Below are 19,367 nucleotides of genomic sequence, written 5' to 3'. Positions count from 1 at the left end.
TGCCTTTTTCATACGTGTCGATAGGCTTCGCAAATGGAAGATTCACCTGTGCTTTCCGCCGAAAAACCGCCGCTGGATCACCTGGTCGGGGCCGCAGTGAAAACGCATCGCGCGCTGGCCGGATTGACTCTGGCCGAACTGTCTCAGCGGTCCGGCGTGTCCACGGCGATGATTTCCAAGATCGAGCGCGGTCAGGTGTCAGCCTCACTGGCGACACTTGAGGCCCTGGCCGGCGGAATCGGCGTTCCGCTGATCAACTTCTTTGCCGGCACGGTCGAACGCACGGATGTGTCATTTGTGGCTGCGGGTGAAGGTGTAACCGTGCAACGGTTGGGCACCGGTTTCGGGCACAGTTATAAGCTGATCGGTCGGGCGGAAGCGAAACATGTCAGTTTCGAGAGTTTCAGCGTTACATTGGAAGGTCCGCTGGACGAACGCCCGCCTTACCAACATCAGGGTGTCGAATTCATCCACGTCACCGCCGGCGAGATGGTCTATGGCTGCGGTGAAGCCGCTTATCACATGCGGCCGGGCGACAGTCTGAGTTTTGATTCAAACGCCACTCATGGGCCGTTGGAGTTGAAAACTGACACGGTCAGCTTTGTCACCGTGGTTGCCAAGGCCGTGTCGGGCGACAACTGAAAAACGCCCGGCGACCGGGCCGGGCGTTTGGGAATCAAGGTGATCCGAGAAGAGTCAGAGACCCCATTTCTTGCGGTTTTCCTCGAAGAACCCTTGCGCCTTTTTGACTTCGATCCAGTTGTTTACATAGTTGATCCACACCTGATCGGCCTGTGGCAGGATCATCGCGATGGGTGACGGCGAACGCGGGCCTGCGTTCTTCACGCGTACCACCGGAAATTTCGCCTCGAGGGTCGAACCTTCGATGTTCGACGTAATGAAGACATCCGCGCGTCCTGCGATTACTTCCTGAAAACCGCGGGCCGGGGCCTCGACCACCTTGATTTCTGCGTTCGGGAACCATTCGCGGACGCGCTTTTCGAACGTTGTGCCCAGGGTGGTCGCGACTTTTACTCCGGGCTGGTTGATCGAGTCATAACCGTCGAATTGGTCGGCCTTGTCCTTGGTCGTATAGGGGAAGAGTTCCACCGAAATATAGCTGTCGGAAAAGCCCGCGACCTTCATGCGCGGTGGCGAAATCGATGCCGATCCGGTCAGGTGATACTTGCCTGCCACCACACCGTTGACCAGTGTTTTCCAGTCGGTGGGGACATATTCGACCTCGACCCCCAGATCGGCGGCCAACTCGTTCATGATGTCGATGTCGTACCCTTTGTAGCTGTTGGTTGCAGGGTCGCGGAGCGACATGGGATTCCAATCGCCCGTGGTGCCCACCTTGAGCACGCCGGAATCCAGCACCTCGTTCAGTGCAGATTGCGCCTGCGCAGCGCCTGACAAGACAAGTCCAAGCGCAGCGGCTGCCGCAGCTTTCCAAAATGTGTTCATCGGTTTCTCCCGTTGGTGGCATTTCTACCTTGTGGCCGTATTCTTCATTGATTTAAGCCCAAAGGGAAAGATAACCTCAAGAAAATATTATACTGGGACTAAAAACAGGGGCAGTTCATCTTATGCCAGACGCCGCAATCGAACTTGTGGGCGTGAACAAGTGGTTCGACACGTTTCACGTTCTCAAGGACATCAATCTGACGGTCAACAGCGGCGAAAAGGTGGTGATTTGCGGGCCTTCCGGGTCAGGAAAATCCACCGTTGTGCGATGTATCAACCAGTTGGAAAAACATCAGAAAGGAACCATCCGCGTAGACGGAATCGAGTTGACGGATGACGAGAAATCCGTGGCCAGGATCCGGTCCGAGGTTGGAATGGTGTTCCAGCAGTTCAACCTGTTCCCGCATCTGACCGTTTTGGAAAACCTGACTTTGGGCCCGATCAAGGCGCGCGGTCTCGGCCGCAAAGAGGCAGAGGAAAAAGCACGTCACTATCTGGACCGGGTGCACATTCCCGATCAGGCCGACAAAAAGCCCATTCAGTTGTCGGGTGGTCAGCAGCAACGCGTCGCCATCGCCCGGTCGCTGTGCATGGAGCCGCGTGTGCTGCTGTTTGACGAGCCGACCTCGGCACTGGACCCCGAGATGATCTCGGAAGTGTTGGACGTGATGGTCGAGTTGGCCAATGAGGGGATGACCATGGTGGTTGTCACGCATGAGATGGGGTTTGCCCGAAAGGTGGCGGACAAGATGATCTTCATGGATGCCGGTGAAATCGTCGAAGAAGGCAACCCCGAACATTTCTTCACCAATCCTCAGTCCGATCGGTGTCGCAAATTCCTGTCCCAGATCCTGCAACACTGAGAGCGGCCGATGAAAAAACTTCTTCTCATATTGCCTCTGCTTCTGCTGGCAGGCTGTTCGTCGTCACAGACCTGGGGCTGGTACGTTATCGATCCGACCACGGCCTCGGGGTGGACCAATGTGAAATTCCTGATCTCGGGGATGGGCGCGACGATCCAGATTTCCCTGATCGCCGCCATTCTGTCGATCGTCATCGGATTGCTGGTCGCCCTGCCGGGATTGTCCGAAAAACGTGGCTGGCGGGTTGTGAACCGGGTTTACGTGGAGTTCATCCGCGCCATTCCCCTGTTGCCGATGCTGTTCTGGGTATTTTACGGCTTGCCCATCGTGTTTCAGTCGATGGGCCTGAACATCCCCATCGATCCCTTCTGGGGGGCAATCATAACGCTGGCGATTTCAGACAGCGCCTTTACGGCCGAGATCTATCGCGCAGGTATTCAATCCATTGCGCGTGGACAACGCGAGGCGGCGCAGACCATCGGGCTGAACTATGTGCAGACCATGCGCTATGTGATCCTGCCGCAGGCGATCCGGCGCATTCTGCCGCCTTTGGCAAACCAGTTCATCTACATCGTCAAGATGAGCGCCTTTGCCAGCGTCATCGGGATGCAGGAACTGACCCGCCGTGCGAATGAACTGGTGGTGACGGAATACCGCCCGCTGGAAATCTATACCCTGCTGATTTTTGAATACCTGATCCTGGTTTTGATCATCTCAGCCGGGGTGCGCTGGCTGGAGCGTCGCATGGGCGCGGACGAGCGCGGATAAGGAGTGAAGAAATGAACTGGAAAGATTTCATGGCCGAGACCGAGGCCAATATCGGAACCTTCTCGAAAGAAGTGCCGGAAACCGTGCGCGGCTTTGGCATCATGGGCAAGGCGGCCAAGACTGACGGGGCGCTGAGCGAGAAAACCAAAGAGTTCATGGCGCTCGGCATTGCTATCGCGACCCGCTGCGACAGCTGCATCGGATTCCACGTGCGTTCGCTGGTTCGGCTGGGCGCCACCCGCGAAGAAATGTGCGAGGCGTTGGCCATGGCCACCTATATGGGCGGGGGGCCGTCCTATGCCTACAGCGCCAAGGCGCTCAAGGCTTTTGATGAGTTTTCGGAGTAAGAAACATGCGTCCTGATCTGGCCGGAGCAGAGGGGTTTATTCGCAACAACTGGTACGTCGCCGGACGGTCCGAGGATTTTGGCCGCAGCCTGAGCGCCGTGCGAATGTTGGGCGATGAGATCGTAATCTATCGTGACACAGCGGGCAAAGCGATCGCGTTGGAGGATGCTTGCCCGCATAGAAAGCTGCCGCTGTCTCGGGGCACCATCGAAGGGGATCATGTGGTTTGCGGCTATCACGGTCTGACATTCGGCTGCGGCGGTGAATGTGTCAGCGCCCCGACACAGCTGGACAATCCTCCGCGCCGCGCCGCCGTGCATGCATACCCGGCCGAAGACCGCTGGGGATTTCTTTGGCTCTGGATGGGGGATTCGGACAAAGCCAGCACAGACGATATCATCGACATCCCCAATTTCGACAACCCGTCTTGGGGCAGGACCCGGACCGGTGCGATGGAGATGGCGTGCCACTACCTTTACATTATCGATAACCTGCTGGATCCAAGCCATGTGGCCTGGGTGCATCTGACCTCGTTTGCCGGGGCGGGAACCGACAACCGCCCGCTGGATCTTGAAGAAACCGAAAGCGGCGTCATTGTTTCGCGCTGGATCGCGGATGAACCCGCGCCGCCCTACTATGCGCCGATACTGCCGTTCGGGCCAAGCTGCGACCGCAAGCAGCATTACGAATGCCGTCTGCCGTCCACTGCGATCAACATGTCCATTTACACTCCGGCCGGAGAAGGAGGGGCGGACCGGCCGATGTCGCCCAATGCCTTTGTCAATATTTCGTACAACTTCATCACACCGGTAGATGCGGAAACATCTCGGTATTTCTGGTTCCAGCACCGCAACATGCACGCGGATGACACAGCCATGTCGCAGCGCATGTTCGAAGGCGCGGTCATGGCTTTCAACGAGGACAAAGAGGTTCTGGAACACGTTCAAACCGGCATGGCGCGGCGCAAGACCGGCTATATCAACCTCGGGCTGGACGCAGGCGCGATGCGGTTTCGCGCACGGGTTGCAAAGCTGATCGCGCAGCAGGCCGGCTGATCATCAGGCCGACAAGCGCCCGTTCGCGCCCTGGCCCACGTGTCGGGCCGGGGCGTCGAACACCGCTTTGATGCAGGGATACCGGTCGAGAATTTCAGCCCCACCGGGCAACAGATCGGCCCGGAGAACACCGGCATCCCAGATCGCAACGCCATCCACCCGGATCGTCGGGTCCAGAACGTTCAGCGAAATCTCACCCGGCGCGTAATGCCCGCATGTGTGAAAGTGCAGCAGACGCGGATTGCCAAAGGCCGACCCGCTCCAACGTTCAAAATTGCTTCGGGCCGGGGTCGTGTAGGCGCAGCCCGGGTGGATGCCTGCGTGCCAGGAATGCATGGTCAGGGGGTCAAGGTCGAACATCTTGCCGACTTTTTCGTAATGCATCTGCGCGCAATGCACATCCATGGGATGGCCCTCAAAGCCGGTCAGGCGGTTGTTTTCGAACCGTATGGTCAGCGGTTCGCGCAGATCACAGCCGTATGGTTCGTAGAATTTCGAACCGGTGCCGACCAGAAACCCGTCCTGAACCAGCACTCCGGAAAACCCCTGCACGGGAACCGGGGCAAAGACCGACATCGGAAAACGCGCCACGCTGACATCCGCGGCACCTGCTGGGGGGAAGGCGGCGCCGGGGCCAGCGAAGTCGGTGCCCAATGGGCAGGTTACGTGGATGTGCCCGGCACTGGCCAGCAGCCGGTTGACCGCGTTTTTCAGTTCAACGAACCCGGTGTAGTTGGCGCGCCCAAAACCCGAGGCCAGCATTCCGGCGTCCAGCGCATATGACATGATGGGTCGAACGTCCCTCATTCCCGCGTCGAAACGAATCTGATCGCCGGTGCGGGACAGAAACAAGGTGCGATCCGCCGTTTCCATCGCCGTTTTCAGATCCCCTGGCAGCGATGCACCCATGGGATCAAATGCAAGGGTTCGAACTGCGGTCTTGATCCGGTTTTCCCGGGCGCAGTCCACGATAGCCTCGGTGATCTCGGCATCGTAATACCCGTTGGCCGCATCTTCGCAGACCACAAGCAACTGGTCGCCCGCCGTCAGGCCAGCGCATCTGAACAACAGGTTTTCGGCACCCGCCATAAGCTCTGGACTGTGCATTCGCGTCGATCCTCAACAAATCCCTCGCGCTGATATTTTACATCTTTCACGTTTCTGTGATCCAGAAAAATTTCACCTTAAGAAAAAAATTAACTGACATGCCTGTGGGCTTTGTACATAAGCTGAGCCCGAACAGGACAGGAGACACAGCAATGAGCGCTTGGATCGAGATGATCTCGGACGACAAGGCCAACGGCCGCCTGAAAGAGCTGCTGGACAAGGCCCGCACCCCTCATGGCACCGTGGACACGGTTATGCGTGTGCATTCATTGCGGCCCGAAACGATGAACGGGCATGTGACGCTGTACCGTTCGGTCCTGCATTCTGATGACAACCGGTTGCCATTCTGGTTTCTCGAGGTTGTCGCCAGCTATACCTCGATCCTGAACGATTGCACCTATTCACTGACCCATCACTTCATGAACGTGCGCAACCTGCTGAAGGACCAGCCGCGCAGCGACCGGATTTTCGTCGCGCTCAAGGCGCATCGGCCCGAGGATGAATTCGAGGGCAAGGAACTGGCGCTGCTGCGCTATGCCGCCAAGCTGACGACGGATGTTGGCAAAATGGTCAAGTCCGACTTCGAAGCGCTCAAGATTGCAGGCTGTGAGGATGGCGAGATCCTGGAGGTCAATCAGGTCTGCGCCTATTTCAACTATTCAAACCGGTTGCTGAACGGGTTGGGTGCAACGACCGAGAATGATGTGATCGGCTATTACAAAGGTGACGACTGACGGGTTACGCCGGGTCTGGCCTTCGTGCCGAGGAACATCGTTTCGGGCGGGTCAGCCTGTTATTTCAGGCTGTGGCGGTTTCACGCCCCACGTGTTTTCTTCGGCTGTTTTGCGGATGATCGCACCGATCTTCAACAAGTTTTCGCTGAGCGGGTTGGTCTTTCGCCAGATCAGACCAATCGTCCGTGTCGGCGGCGTGTCCTGAAACCGGGCAATGGACACATCCGCGGATCGGGTTTCCAGCCCGACCGCCATTTCCGGTATCAGGGTCACACCGATGCCGGCGCCGACCATCTGAACCAGTGTGGAAAGCGAACTGCCCTCCATGATGTGCTGCGGTTCGATGTTGCGGATCGAACAGAAGGACAGGGCCTGATCCCTGAAGCAATGCCCTTCTTCCAGCAACAGCAGGCGCATGGTTCTGAGCTGCGAGGAACTTGGCATCGGCAGGTTGGCATCCTGCGCCGGGCGAACCAGCAGAAAATCTTCGTTGAACAGCGAGAACTCTCGGAGTTTGGGTTCCGAGACGGGCAGGGCAACGACACCGAAATCCAGTTTGGAATCCAGAATTTCGCCGATCAACGTCTTGGTTATCGTTTCCTTGGGTTCGATGGTCAGTTGTGGGAAACGCTGCGACAGAGCTTTGATGATCGAGGGCAGCAGATAGGGCGCGACCGTGGGAATGACCCCGATTCTGATGCGGCCGGACAGGGCGCCCGAGGGAGATTGCACCAATTTCCCCAAATCCTCGACCCGGGTCAGGATTTCGCGGCCATGTTTCAGCACGTCTTCGCCAAGTGCTGTCAGGCGGGTTTGCCGGGCCGCGCGTTCGACCAGCGGCCCCCCCATGATTGCCTCCAGCTCTTTGATTTGTATGGAAAGCGCGGGCTGCGATATTGCACTGGCCGCGGCGGCCTTGCCAAAGTGGCCGTGCGTGGCGAGCGCCTCGAAATAGCGCAGATGTTTGAGGGTGAGTGCCTTCATATGAAAAATTAATCACAACGATAGTAATTACAAATTTCCAATTATCGAAGCCGTGGGGTACGAGTCAAGATATCTGAACCCCTAGGTAAATACTCAGGAGATTTACAATGGACGGTACCCCCCACAATCATCAATCCGGCGGCTGCCCTGTCATGCATGGCGGCAATACTGGTACGGGCAATTCCGTCACCAAGTGGTGGCCGGATGCGCTGAACCTGGACATTTTGAGCCAGCACGACACGCGCACCAACCCGATGGATGCGGATTACAATCACCGAGAAGCGGTCAAGGGGCTGGACTTCAAGGCAGTTCGTGCCGATGTCGAGGCGTTGCTGACCGACAGCCAGGACTGGTGGCCGGCTGACTGGGGTCACTATGGCGGGCTGATGATCCGTCTGGCGTGGCACTCGGCCGGGTCTTACCGTCTGGGGGATGGTCGAGGTGGCGCCGGTTCGGGCAACATCCGGTTCGCGCCGCTGAATTCATGGCCGGACAATGCAAGCCTGGACAAAGCCCGCCGTCTGCTGTGGCCGGTGAAAAAGAAATACGGCAACGCGCTGTCCTGGGCCGATCTGATCGTTCTGTCGGGCACGGTGGCCTATGAATCCATGGGATTGAAGACCTTTGGTTTCGGTTTTGGTCGCGAAGACATCTGGGGCCCCGAGAAAGATGTTTACTGGGGTTCTGAAAACCAGTGGCTGGCCCCGTCCGAGAATCGCTATGGCGATCTGGAAACCCCCGGCACGCTGGAAAACCCTCTGGGTGCGGTGCATATGGGCCTGATCTATGTGAACCCCGAAGGCGTGAACGGCAATCCGGATCCGGCCAAAACCGCGCTGCATATCCGTGAAACCTTTGCGCGTATGGCGATGAATGACGAAGAGACCGCAGCATTGACCTGCGGGGGTCATACCGTCGGCAAAGCCCATGGTGCGATGCCCGGTGACAATATCGGCGCCGAGCCCGAAGCCTGCCCCGTGTCCAGCCAGGGTATGGGATGGGAAAACCCTGATCAGAACGGTAAAGCGGCCAACGCCTTTACCTCGGGGATCGAAGGGGCGTGGACGAAAGAGCCGTTGAAATTTGACATGGGCTATTTCGACTACCTGTTCGGTTACGAGTGGGAACTGGGAAAATCACCCGCAGGTGCCCATCAGTGGCAGCCCGTCGACATGCCCGAAGACGAAAAGCCGGTCGACCCGACCGACCCCACTGTTCGTCGCATGCCGATGATGACCGATGCGGATATGGCGATGAAGGTCGACCCGACCTACAACGCGATCTGTCAGAAATTCATGGCGGATCCGGACTATTTTGCCGATACATTTGCACGTGCCTGGTTCAAGTTGACTCACCGCGACATGGGTCCGCGCGTCAACTATTATGGCCCGGACGTGCCGTCAGAAGATCTGATCTGGCAGGATCCGATCCCGGCTGGTTCGACAGATTACGACATAGATGCCGTCAAGGCCAAGATCGCAGACAGCGGTCTGACCATCGCCGAGATGATCACCACCGCCTGGGACAGTGCCCGAACCTTCCGCGGTTCGGACAAGCGTGGCGGCGCAAATGGGGCGCGCATCCGACTGGCGCCGCAAAAGGACTGGGCGGGCAACGAACCCGAACGTCTGGCGAAAGTACTGGGTGTGCTGGAGCCGATCGCGGCGGAAACCGGCGCCTCGGTTGCCGACGTGATCGTTCTGGCGGGCAATGTCGGGCTTGAGCGGGCGATCAAGGCCGCAGGCTTTGACGTGGCGGTTCCGTTCTCGGCCGGTCGCGGCGACGCGTCGATCGAGCAGACCGATGTGGACAGCTTCTCGGTACTTGAGCCGCTGGCGGACGGGTTCCGCAACTGGCAGCTGAAGGAATACGCGGTCTCGCCAGAGGCGATGATGCTGGATCGTGCGCAACTGCTGGGTCTGACCGCGGCCGAGATGACCGTTCTGTTCGGTGGTCTGCGTGTGCTGGGTGCCAACCATGGCGGATCGCCGCATGGCGTCTTCACCGACCGGTTGGGCCAACTGACAAACGAATTTTTCGTCAACCTGACGGATATGTCGCTGAGCTGGCATCCGGTTGACGGAGGCACCTTTGAACTGCGCGACCGCGCCTCGGGTGAGGTCAAGTTCACCGCAACCAGCGCAGATCTGGTCTTCGGTTCGAACTCGATCCTGCGCAGCTATGCTGAGGTCTACGCCCAGGACGACAACGCCGAGAAGTTCGTGCGCGACTTTGTGGCGGCATGGACCAAGATCATGAACAACGACCGGTTCGATCTGGTTGCCTGAATCATGTAGTAAATCAGGCGGGGACACCCTCGCCTGATTTTCTTTTCAGGGGGCTGCATCCGCTGATCCCCGCTTTGCCGAGACTCGCTCACACGGTCATGAAGAGATCTTTGTATCGGTCACGCAGAATGTTCTTTTGAACCTTGCCCATCGTGTTGCGGGGCAGTTCATCCAGAACGATCAGCTTGCGCGGATGCTTGAACCGGGCCAGACCTTCGCGGACCGCGCCCGTTATCGCCTCCGGATCAGGGGTCTGGCCGGGCTCTGCCACGATGACACCAACAACCGTTTCACCGAAATCGGGATGTGGCACGCCGATCACGGCGCTTTCCAGAACACCGGGTTGATCATCGAGAACCATCTCGATCTCTTTTGGGTAAATGTTGTAGCCGCCCGAAATGATCAGATCCTTGTTGCGACCGACGATATGGACGTACCCATCCTCGTCGATGCGGCCCAGATCACCGGTGATAAAAAAGCCGTTGTCGCGCAGTTCGGCAGCGGTTTTTTCGGGCATCTGCCAATACCCTTTGAAGACGTTGGGCCCGCGCACTTCAATTATGCCGATCTCGCCCGCAGGCAGGGTATTGCCGTCTGAATCACTGATCTTCAGTTCGACCCCGGGCAGCGGGTGCCCGACCGTTCCGGCGCGCCGCTCGCCGTCATATGGGTTTGACGTGTTCATGTTGGTTTCAGTCATGCCATAGCGTTCAAGGATGCGATGACCCGTTCGTTCTTCGAACTGCACATGGGTTTCCGCCCGCAGCGGTGCCGATCCGGAAACGAAAAGGCGCATATGGGTGGCCAGTTCCCTGGTAAAACGCGGGTCGTCCAACAGGCGCGTATAGAAGGTTGGGACGCCCATCATCGACGTGGCACTGGGCAATTTGTCGATGATCTGGTCCAGATCGAATTTCGGCAGCCAGATCATGCATCCACCTGCGGCCAGCATGATATTGGTCGCGACGAACAGCCCGTGCGTGTGAAAGATCGGCAGGGCATGCAGCAGCACATCCTGCGAGGTGAAGCGCCATTCCTTGACCAGTGTCCGTGCGTTCGACAGCAGATTGTTCTGGGTCAGCATGGCGCCCTTGGACCGGCCTGTGGTTCCCGACGTGTAAAGGAACGCTGCCAGATCCTCGCCATCGCGGGCGACGGTTTCGAAACGTGTCGGCATGGTCGCGGCCAAATCTGTCAGAGACCCGGTGCCATCCGCGTTCAGCGTCTCAACCCGGGCGCCCAGCTGCGCGCCGACAGGGGTGAGTTTTCCTTCTCTTTCGGTGTCGCAGATAATCAGCGAGGCCCCGCTGTTTTCGATGAAATAGGTCAATTCATCGACCGTGTAGGCGGTATTCAGCGGCAGGAACACCAGACCGGCCTGGGCGCAGGCAGCATAAAGCGCCAGCGCCTCGGGGGTTTTTTCAACCTGCGCCGCAACGCGGTCACCGGGATTCAGGCCCAGATGCGTGGCCACATGCGCAATCTGCGCCGCTTTGCCGAGGAAATCCTGGTGAGAGATCGTTGTCCCGTCCAGCAACTGCAAAAAAGGTGTGCCTTTGCCGGCGTGGATGCCGAACAGGCCTTCATACAGAGGGTTAGCCATCAGGTTTACCTTTCTTGAGATATGAAAAGAGAGGTGGATGCAGCGAGGAAATTGATCTCGAACGAGGCGATCATCTCATGGGTCGTGGCGAATTGGTCTTGGTACTGGGCAACACGGGTCATTTCATACAGGCAGTTCACCAAAGTGCCAACGGATGGGGCCGTGATTGCGTTGCCCTGAACAGAATGAACAAAAGCACTGTTACCCAAATGAAACTGTGCAATTGAATCCAGAGGCGTGTGCCTCATTCCCCTGAGGCTCGGCAGTTACACCCGCCGACACCCTGCTGCGCATCGTGCTTTTAGAGTATCGGCGCGTGTCGACTGATTTCCCTATGAGAAGTGTTCTGGCAGCAATGCATCCGGCAGATTCTGATAGCAGACAGGACGCAAGAAACGCCGGATCGACAATGTGCCCACGGATGTGGCTCCGAAATTGGTCGAAGCCGGGTAGGGGCCGCCATGGACCATGCTGTCACATACCTCGACCCCTGTGGGGAAGCCATTGGCCAACACGCGCCCGGCTTTGCGTTCAAGGATCGGCAACAGGGACCGCGCCATGCCCATGTCGGCCTCGTCCATATGCAGGGTGCAGGTCAACTGCCCGTGCAATCCGCGCGCGACGTCGTACATTTCGTCGGGTGTCTCGGCGGTCACGATGATGCCCAGCGGGCCGAACACCTCTTCCGCGAGGGATGTGTTGGCCAGCCAGTTTGCGGCGCTTGTTCGGTAAAGGAAAGGGGTCGCATTGCGCTGATCGCATGTCGAAGCCAGAACCTCGTGAACGCCAGCGGTTTCAGCAACACGGGTCTGACCGTTGCGATAGGCTTTGGCGATGCCGTCGGTCAGCATGGTCTGCGCCGGAACTTCGGTCAATGCGGTCTGTGTGATCTCGGCGAAACGGTCCGTTGCTTCACCTGCCGGCATCACAACGACGCCCGGGTTGGTGCAGAACTGACCAGCGCCCATCGTCAGCGAGCCGGCCCAGCCTTTGGCGATATCTTCACCCCGGTTTGCCAGTGCCGCGTCCAGAATGAACATGGGGTTTACCGATCCAAGCTCACCAAAAAACGGAATCGGTTCGGGGCGCGCGGCGCACAGGTCGAACAGGGCGCGGCCGCCCGCAAGCGATCCGGTGAACCCGACCGCCTTGATCAGAGGGTGCTGCACCAAGGCAGAACCCACAGCCAAGCCGCCGTCCTGGATCAGGCTGAAAACGCTGGGATGAATGTTGCAATGGCGAATGGCCGCAAGGATGGCTTCGGCGATGATCTCGCCGGTGCCCGGATGGGCGCCGTGGCCTTTGACGACGACCGGGCAGCCGGCAGCCAGTGCGGCGGCCGTGTCCCCCCCGGCGGTGGAAAATGCCAGCGGGAAATTTGATGCGCCGAACACAGCGACCGGGCCGATCGGGCGCTGGATCATTTTCAGATCGGGCCGGGGCAGGGGTGCACGGTTCGGCAACGCGCTGTCGTGGCGCCGGTCCAGATAATCGCCGCTGAGGATATGCGTTGCGAACAGCCTCAGCTGCCCCGACGTGCGGCCCCGTTCACCTTGCAGCCGAGCCTCGGGCAGGCCGGTTTCCTGAGTGCCAATCTCGGTGATTTCATCGGCGCGCGCTTCGATCTCGTCGGCAATGGCGTTCAGAAAGACGGCGCGTTCTTCCCGAGTGGAATAGCCATAGCTCCAAAACGCCTCTTCCGCGGCCTGCGCAGCGGCGTCGACGTCTGAAATTCGACCTTTCGAAAAGTCATGCGATGGCCCATGTGCGGGTTGTGATGCAAAGAAATCGTCACCGGCAAGCCAGTTGCCGGCGATCAGATGTTTGCCATGCGGAGTAAAGGTCATTTGGGCCTCGTATTTCGGGATGTCCAGATTAATGGATAATGTATCCAAAATGACAGGACATGCAAGACCGCCCTAGGGTTCGTCTGTCCCGCGCTTCGAGGCGATCATTTCCAGAAGCTGTTCCTTGGTCCGGCGAATATGCTGCGCCAAGACCTCGCAGGCTTTGTCCACATTGCCTTCCCGGGCTAGCCGCAACAGATCACGATGTTCCTTTTTTGCGGGTTCGCGCTGTTTCATCACGCTCAGGTGCATCCTGACATAGCGATCCGATTGCAGGTTGACGCGGTCCAGCAATTCGTTGGTCAGCTTCCGCTGTGACGCCGCATAAAGCGCCGAGTGATACTGATAGTTCAATATCCCCCACTTGCCGACGTCATTTTCATCATATGACGCTTCCATCTGCTTGAGGATTTCGTCGCAACGCGCAAATTCCCTTGGGCCCATATTCGGGATGGCCCGGCGGAACAGATCGACTTCGATCAGGATGCGAAGATCGAAAATTTCACCGATTTCGTCGAGGGAATGCTTGGTCACCGAGCCGCCGCGATTGTTGGCCCATTGCACCAGACCTTCGGCATTCAGGCGTTTCAGCGCCTCGCGGATCGGCATGCGAGAGACATCATATTCCTCGGCCAGTGCTTCCTGCCGGATCGTTTCACCCTCGGCGAGTTCGCCGCTCAGGATACGTTCACGCAGATCATTTGCGATGACGTCCGGTAGGCTTTGTTTCGTGATCGCGCGTTTTCCTGCCATTTCCAATATCCCGCCACGGTTTTTTGGATACAATTACCCGTAATCACCAACTTTTCCAAGCCGAACTTGGATTTCGACCCATGTTCGAATCCTGTCCGAGATTTGGAAATAGCCTGAATCTGATGATGAAACCGTAACGAGGACGCGTATCTTCAGACTTCTCCGTTTTTGAAAAACGTGCCTGCTGACATCAAACACCCCAGGTGTCAGACAGACGATATCCACCGGGCCATGGATCTGCGGGGTCCAACATGTGCTGATGAATTCCGGTGATCCAACCGCGACCGCTGATTTCAGGAACGATCGCCGCGCGGCCACCGACCTGCGCAGTGTCAATGATCCGCCCGGTGAATCGTGATCCGATGATCGAGACAGCCTCGAAGGTCTGGCCGGGTTTCATCACCCCCTTGGCCGCCATCAGCGCCATGCGCGCGGACACTGCGGTGCCCGTCGGCGAACGGTCGACCTTACCCGGCTGGATTGCCACGGCGGACTTGCCGCTCAGACCGGTTTCCGTTTCATTCAACGGGCCGCAAAAGGCGCAGAACGATATATGATCCCAGTCCGGGTTCTCGGGATGCGAGAATCCAAGCTGCTCATTGGCGGCGTTTGTGATCTTTATCCCCAGCCGGGCTATGTCGCGGGCCTCGTGGTCGAGGATTGTGAACCCAAGCGCCTGCGCATCGACGACCACGAAACTGTCGCCGCCATAGGCGGTGTCTACCGTGATCGTGCCCAGTCCGGATACCTCAAGCGGGACGGACAGCTTGTCGGCGAAGCTGGGCAGGTTCTGGACAAAGATGCGTTGTGCCTTGCCATCGCGGCATTCCGCACGTACCCGGACCAGCCCACCCGGTGCCTCGAGCACCATGTGGGTTTCCGGCTCGTGCATTGGAATGATCCCGCCATCCAGCAACACGGTTGAGACACAGATCGAGTTGGACCCCGACATGGGCGGCGTGTCTTCGGGTTCCATGATGATCCAGGCGGCGTCTGCCTCGGGGTGTTTTGGCGGAACCAGAAGGTTGACATGCCGGAACACACCGCCGCGTGGTTCGTTCAGAACAAAGTTGCGCAGGGTCTGGTCCCGCGCAATGAAGCTTCGCTGTTCCCAGAGAGTGTCGCCCGGCGGTGGGGCGACACCCCCAACGATGACATCTCCAACCTCACCTTCGGCATGGGCCGAGATCACATGTACGGTTTTTCTGCTGCGCATGTTTACCTCAGCTATATTGCGCGACGGGGGCACCCAGCGCGTCGAAGATCGGTGTCACGCCCAGACCCGGACGATCTGCTGCGGTCATCTGGCCATTGACACGCTTTGGCGCGCCTTCGGCGATGTCCACGGTACCATAGGAATTGAAATCGGTGGCCGAGAACGTGAACTCGGACGGTGTCGACCGCGCCAGATGAGCGATGGCGGCGGTGGTGATATCGCCCCCCCAGGTGTCTTCGATGGTCATCGGGATACCATGCGCGACGCACAGATCGCGCATCAGCCTTGCTTTGCTCAAACCTCCTACCTTGGAGATTTTCAGGTTGATCACGTCCATGGCGTCTTCGGCTATGCCGCGGACCAATGTGTTGGGCGTGTCGATGACCTCATCCATCACGAAGGGCAGCGCGGTGCGCCGGCGGATCGACACGCATTCCTCATAGGTCAAACAGGGTTGTTCCACATAGACATCCATGCCCGCGATGGCGCCTACGACACGCGCGGCCTCGTGCCGGGTCCAGCCAGTGTTGGCATCCGCCACCAGCAGGTCGGTCTTTTTCAGAACCGCGCGGGTGGCGTGAATGCGGTCGATGTCGTCATTGGCGTCGCCGCCCACTTTCAGTTGAAACTTCGTATAGCCTTCGGCCGCATAACCTTCGATCTTTTGCGCCATGATTTCCGGTGCTTCCTGGCTGATCGCGCGATACAGCACCACGTCCTGTTGCGCGTCGCCGCCCAACAGGGTGTAAAGGGGTTGCCCGGTCGCCTTGCCCAGCAGATCCCAGCAGGCAATATCAACAGGCGCCTTGGCATAAGGGTGGCCACGCAGGGCTGCATCCATGGTGCGATTGATCTGGCCGATATTCAGCGGATCCTGCCCGATCAGATGTGGCGACAATTCCGCCAGCCCGGCCCTGACGCCCAGGGCAAAGGACGGAAGATAAGCCGATCCCAGCGGGCAGCATTCGGCATACCCCTTGAGACCTTCATCCGTGATGATCTCGAGAACGGTGCTGTCGAAGACCTCGACATAGTTGCCATTGGACCAGCTGTAGCGGCCTTCCTTCAGCGGCAGATCCACCTGATATACGTTCAGTGCAGTGATTTTCATAAGGTGTTCTCCTGATCAGAAGCGTGTGGATGCGAAAGGCTTCATGTCGAGCGCGGGCTTTGTGTCCGTGACCAGATCTGCGACCAGTTCCGCCGTGCCTGCGGATTGCGTCAGACCCAGATGGCCATGTCCGAAGGCGTAAAATACCTGTGGCGCACGCGCCGAGCGGTCGATCAGCGGCAAACTGTCGGGCAGTGACGGCCGAAAGCCCATCCATTGCGTGCCGCCTTCCAAGTTCAGGCCAGGCATGAAGCGCCCGGCCTTTGCCAGAAGCGCGTCGGCGCGTTTGTAATTGGGTGGCAGTTCCAGCCCGCCCAACTCGACCGCGCCACCGATGCGCACGCCGCCGTTGATCCGCGTCACCACAAAGCCGTGGCCACCGAATGTTAGATGGGTGCGCAGATCAAAGGCCCCTTGGGGCAGGGTCGTGTTGTACCCGCGCTCGGTTTCCAGAGGGATGCGATCGCCCAGGGTTTTCGCCAAGTGATGAGACCACGCCCCGGCAGCCACGGTCACCTGTCTTGCATCAATTTCACCGATCGAAGTCGTCAGGCGAACGCCCGCATCCATGGGCGTGAGCGCGCTGATTGTCGCGATTTCGACCTGACCGCCACGGGCGGTGAACCGGGTGGCCAAATGTCTTGTCCAGCTGGCCGGATCGACCGTGTTCATCCAGGTGGGCGTAAAACCCGCATGGGTAAATCGTCGGTCAAGCCCGGGCTGGATTTCCGCAATCGCGTCGGGGCTGTCCAGCAGGTCAAAGGGGATGCCGTGATCCTTGCGCCTGTCCCATGTGGGCAGACTGGCGCGGAATTCACCTTCACCCTCGAAGACCTGCAACTGGCCGTCGCGTTGCATCAGCGCTTGGCCGTCGACATCCGCGATCTGGCGTTCCAGCGCCGTGCGGCTGTGATCCATCAAAGCAGCCTGCGCAGACAAGGCCGCAGCATAGCGATCCTGCCAACTGGCCCGCCAGAACCGCAGCATCCACGGCGCGATGTTCAAAGCGTAGGAGGGTGGAATTGAAAGCGGACCCAGCGGATCAAACAGCCATTTCGGAGCCTTGCGCATGATCCCGGGGGTGGCCAATGGCACGATGTCGGTAAAGGCAAAGGCTCCGGCGTTGCCCTTTGACGCCCCGGCTGCAACGCCTTCGCGATCCAGCACCAGCACGCGCCGGCCGCGTTTTTGCAATTCAAGTGCGGTGCTGATGCCGATGATACCGGCACCGATCACAACGATATCCGTCGGGTTGTCTTGCAGCATGGCCAGATCTTCTCAAACTGTGGCTCGGTTCCGGGGGCTGGATTGCGCCAGTCCCCGATAATTTTGTCAAAGAAGGATCCCACCGCGAAACGGATCGTTCTGCGCGAAAATCAATGTGCCCTCGGCCATGATATGCGCCTGCCCGGTCAGGGTCGGAATGACGCCGCCGTTGGGACCGGGCTGATAGCTCAGCCGGTAAGAGCTGCCGATCACGCTTTCCTGCACGATCTCTTGCCCCGGAACCAGAACCCCATCCGCCGCCAGACAGGCCAGACGCGCCGAACTGCCGGTCCCGCACGGGGATCGGTCATATTGATCGTCCGGGCACAGGACGAAATTCCTGCTGTGAACGTCTTTGTCCGGGGATTTGTCCTGCAAGATCACGTGGTCCACCGGTTCCCCGTTCTCGCCACGCACGTACTGGTCGATGCAGGCTTTGCGAATTGCAATGGTCAGATCGGTGAGGGCACGGATGTTGCCGGGCGTCACGTCCATCGGGCTGGGATCGACAATGAAGAACCAGTTGCCACCATAGGCCAGATCGCCGGTCACTTTTCCATGGCCTTCGACGTCAACCGACACCGAAGCCTTGACCCGGCGGCTTTCGATATTGGTGACGCGCACCGTATTGGCGTCCAACAGGTCAACCGAGATGACGCCGGCCGGCGTTTCGACCCTGTGCGTCCCAAGACCGATCCGGCCCAGATGGGCCAGAGTGACCCCAAGGCCGATGGTGCCATGACCGCACATGCCCAGAACGGCGTCGGCATCGAAATAGATCACGCCGGTTTCGCAGCCAGACGTTTCCGGGGCGACCAGAAGCGCCCCGACCATGCCGGGTTGACCGCGTGGTTCCAGAAGGACCGATTTGTAGAAAGCCTTGTGCTCGGTGGCCAGGCGTTGCGCACGCTCGGCCAGCGGGCCCGACCCCAGATCGGGGCCGCCGTTCAGGATGACCCGCGTGGGCATGCCTCCGGTATGGCTGTCGATCACATGCATTCAGCGATGACCCCGCCCTGGCTGGACCAGTCGGCAAACCAGGTGCGGAACAGTTTGTATTGCTGTTCGCAATAGTTGCGCTGGGCATCCGTCAGCTCGTCGGTTTCGTTGAAGTGCAAGCGGTATTCCTCTTCACCGTTCAAGACCAGCAGGTGCTTGTAGTACAGCACCAGATCGGTGCCTTCGTCAAAGCTGGCCAGCACGCCAAAGGCTTCTTCAAGCTCGCGCGCGCGCAGGCGCGCTTCGGCGTGGCCCGCCGCCGCTTTCTGACACAGGGCGGCCAGCAGCAATGCTTCTTTGGGCAGGGCGGTGCCGATACCGGTAATCGAACCCGTGGCGCCGCAGTTGACGAAGCCATGATAAACCTCGGTGTCCACGCCCACCATCAGCGTGACCTGATCATCTTTCGAGGTGATGTGTTCCGCGGCGTAGCGCAGGTCGCCTTTGCCTCCGAATTCCTTGAACCCGACAAGGTTCGGATGATCTGCACGCAATTCCAGGAACAAATCAGCGCGGGTGGCGAAGCCGTAGACGGGGCTGTTGTATATGATGGCCGGGATATCCGGCGCGGCTGACAGGATTGCCTTGAAGTGGTTGCGCTGTGCCGGGATGGACGATCCGCGCGACAGCACACGTGGGATGACCATAAGCCCTGCCGCGCCGACCTTTTGCGCATGTGCGGCCAGCGCTACGGCAGATTTCGAGTTTATCGCACCAGTGCCGACGACGACAGGAAGGCCGGCGTCGATCAGGCGTTCGACACCTTGCATACGTTCGGCATCCGACAGCAACGGCCAGTCGCCCATCGAACCGCAATACACCACGGCCGACATGCCGGCCTCGATCATTTCCTTGCCCTTTTTCACCAGGGCATCGAAATCCGGGGTCCGGTCGGCTTTGCACGGGGTCATCAGGGCTGGCATGGTGCCGGTGAAGATATTCTTGGACATGAAGGTGAT

18 protein-coding genes are annotated in these 19,367 nt (G+C 58.9%); 7 read left to right on the top strand and 11 right to left on the bottom strand.

The features are described from left to right. Positions 1-33: 33 nt before the first annotated feature. The gene (locus ACR0LI_RS15605; RefSeq protein ID WP_480718807.1) at positions 34-642 is read left to right on the top strand and encodes a helix-turn-helix domain-containing protein; all 609 of its coding nucleotides are present in this window, start codon (positions 34-36) and stop codon (positions 640-642) included. Between the two features lie 54 nt (positions 643-696). Here ACR0LI_RS15605 and ACR0LI_RS15600 read toward each other — a convergent pair whose 3' ends face one another. Beyond that, positions 697-1,467: a transporter substrate-binding domain-containing protein gene (locus tag ACR0LI_RS15600; protein WP_171636582.1), complete on the bottom strand. Its 771-nt coding sequence runs from the start codon at positions 1,465-1,467 to the stop codon at positions 697-699. 122 nt (positions 1,468-1,589) lie between these two features. Here ACR0LI_RS15600 and ACR0LI_RS15595 point away from each other — a divergent pair, with 122 nt between their 5' ends. Genes ACR0LI_RS15595 through ACR0LI_RS15580 form a run of 4 tightly spaced genes read left to right on the top strand, consistent with a single transcriptional unit; the run spans position 1,590 to position 4,500 of the window. Then, positions 1,590-2,330, top strand: coding sequence for an amino acid ABC transporter ATP-binding protein (locus tag ACR0LI_RS15595; protein ID WP_171614720.1), 741 nt, complete (start codon positions 1,590-1,592; stop codon positions 2,328-2,330). A gap of 9 nt (positions 2,331-2,339) precedes the next feature. Further along, positions 2,340-3,098 carry an amino acid ABC transporter permease gene (locus ACR0LI_RS15590; protein ID WP_480718806.1) on the top strand — a complete coding sequence of 253 codons (759 nt, stop codon included), beginning with the start codon at positions 2,340-2,342 and terminating at the stop codon, positions 3,096-3,098. An 11-nt stretch (positions 3,099-3,109) separates the two neighbouring features. After that, positions 3,110-3,445 carry a carboxymuconolactone decarboxylase family protein gene (locus ACR0LI_RS15585; protein WP_171636580.1) on the top strand — a complete coding sequence of 112 codons (336 nt, stop codon included), beginning with the start codon at positions 3,110-3,112 and terminating at the stop codon, positions 3,443-3,445. Positions 3,446-3,450: 5 nt separating this feature from the next. Beyond that, positions 3,451-4,500: an aromatic ring-hydroxylating dioxygenase subunit alpha gene (locus ACR0LI_RS15580; RefSeq protein ID WP_480718805.1), complete on the top strand. Its 1,050-nt coding sequence runs from the start codon at positions 3,451-3,453 to the stop codon at positions 4,498-4,500. Positions 4,501-4,503: 3 nt separating this feature from the next. Here the strand turns inward: ACR0LI_RS15580 and ACR0LI_RS15575 are convergent, their stop codons facing one another. Further along, a complete protein-coding gene (locus ACR0LI_RS15575; protein ID WP_480718804.1) occupies positions 4,504-5,607 on the bottom strand; it encodes a hypothetical protein in 1,104 nt (367 codons plus the stop codon). A gap of 152 nt (positions 5,608-5,759) precedes the next feature. On the opposite strand from ACR0LI_RS15575, the gene ACR0LI_RS15570 reads away from it, so the two are divergent. After that, on the top strand, positions 5,760-6,341 hold the full coding sequence (locus ACR0LI_RS15570) for a carboxymuconolactone decarboxylase family protein (RefSeq protein ID WP_171636574.1): 582 nt from the start codon (positions 5,760-5,762) through the stop codon (positions 6,339-6,341). Between the two features lie 51 nt (positions 6,342-6,392). Here the strand turns inward: ACR0LI_RS15570 and ACR0LI_RS15565 are convergent, their stop codons facing one another. Then, positions 6,393-7,325, bottom strand: coding sequence for a hydrogen peroxide-inducible genes activator (locus ACR0LI_RS15565; RefSeq protein ID WP_171724640.1), 933 nt, complete (start codon positions 7,323-7,325; stop codon positions 6,393-6,395). Between the two features lie 107 nt (positions 7,326-7,432). Here ACR0LI_RS15565 and katG point away from each other — a divergent pair, with 107 nt between their 5' ends. Beyond that, positions 7,433-9,613 carry a catalase/peroxidase HPI gene (gene katG / locus ACR0LI_RS15560; RefSeq protein WP_480718803.1) on the top strand — a complete coding sequence of 727 codons (2,181 nt, stop codon included), beginning with the start codon at positions 7,433-7,435 and terminating at the stop codon, positions 9,611-9,613. Between the two features lie 88 nt (positions 9,614-9,701). Here katG and ACR0LI_RS15555 read toward each other — a convergent pair whose 3' ends face one another. The 8 genes from ACR0LI_RS15555 to ACR0LI_RS15520 all read right to left on the bottom strand — a co-directional run bounded on the left by ACR0LI_RS15555 (position 9,702) and on the right by ACR0LI_RS15520 (position 19,358). Further along, on the bottom strand, positions 9,702-11,216 hold the full coding sequence (locus ACR0LI_RS15555) for a malonate--CoA ligase (protein WP_171724638.1): 1,515 nt from the start codon (positions 11,214-11,216) through the stop codon (positions 9,702-9,704). 332 nt (positions 11,217-11,548) lie between these two features. Then, a complete protein-coding gene (locus tag ACR0LI_RS15550) occupies positions 11,549-13,063 on the bottom strand; it encodes an aldehyde dehydrogenase (NADP(+)) (protein WP_480718802.1) in 1,515 nt (504 codons plus the stop codon). Positions 13,064-13,135: 72 nt separating this feature from the next. After that, on the bottom strand, positions 13,136-13,816 hold the full coding sequence (locus ACR0LI_RS15545; RefSeq protein ID WP_171636564.1) for a GntR family transcriptional regulator: 681 nt from the start codon (positions 13,814-13,816) through the stop codon (positions 13,136-13,138). 190 nt (positions 13,817-14,006) lie between these two features. Beyond that, complete coding sequence (locus tag ACR0LI_RS15540) at positions 14,007-15,032, bottom strand: trans-3-hydroxy-L-proline dehydratase (protein WP_480718801.1); 1,026 nt, start codon at positions 15,030-15,032, stop codon at positions 14,007-14,009. Between the two features lie 7 nt (positions 15,033-15,039). Then, complete coding sequence (locus ACR0LI_RS15535) at positions 15,040-16,143, bottom strand: cis-3-hydroxy-L-proline dehydratase (protein ID WP_171724635.1); 1,104 nt, start codon at positions 16,141-16,143, stop codon at positions 15,040-15,042. Positions 16,144-16,158: 15 nt separating this feature from the next. Continuing rightward, the gene (locus ACR0LI_RS15530; protein WP_480490919.1) at positions 16,159-17,409 is read right to left on the bottom strand and encodes an NAD(P)/FAD-dependent oxidoreductase; all 1,251 of its coding nucleotides are present in this window, start codon (positions 17,407-17,409) and stop codon (positions 16,159-16,161) included. Positions 17,410-17,475: 66 nt separating this feature from the next. After that, a complete protein-coding gene (locus ACR0LI_RS15525) occupies positions 17,476-18,408 on the bottom strand; it encodes a 4-hydroxyproline epimerase (protein WP_480718800.1) in 933 nt (310 codons plus the stop codon). Then, on the bottom strand, positions 18,399-19,358 hold the full coding sequence (locus ACR0LI_RS15520) for a dihydrodipicolinate synthase family protein (RefSeq protein WP_171118193.1): 960 nt from the start codon (positions 19,356-19,358) through the stop codon (positions 18,399-18,401). Before ACR0LI_RS15520 ends, ACR0LI_RS15525 begins: the two co-directional genes overlap by 10 nt. Positions 19,359-19,367 lie beyond the last annotated feature (9 nt).

This window comes from Ruegeria sp. CL7, from assembly GCF_056536445.1.
Note: the sequence above shows the minus strand (reverse complement) of the source record. Positions and strands in the feature narration are given on the sequence as shown.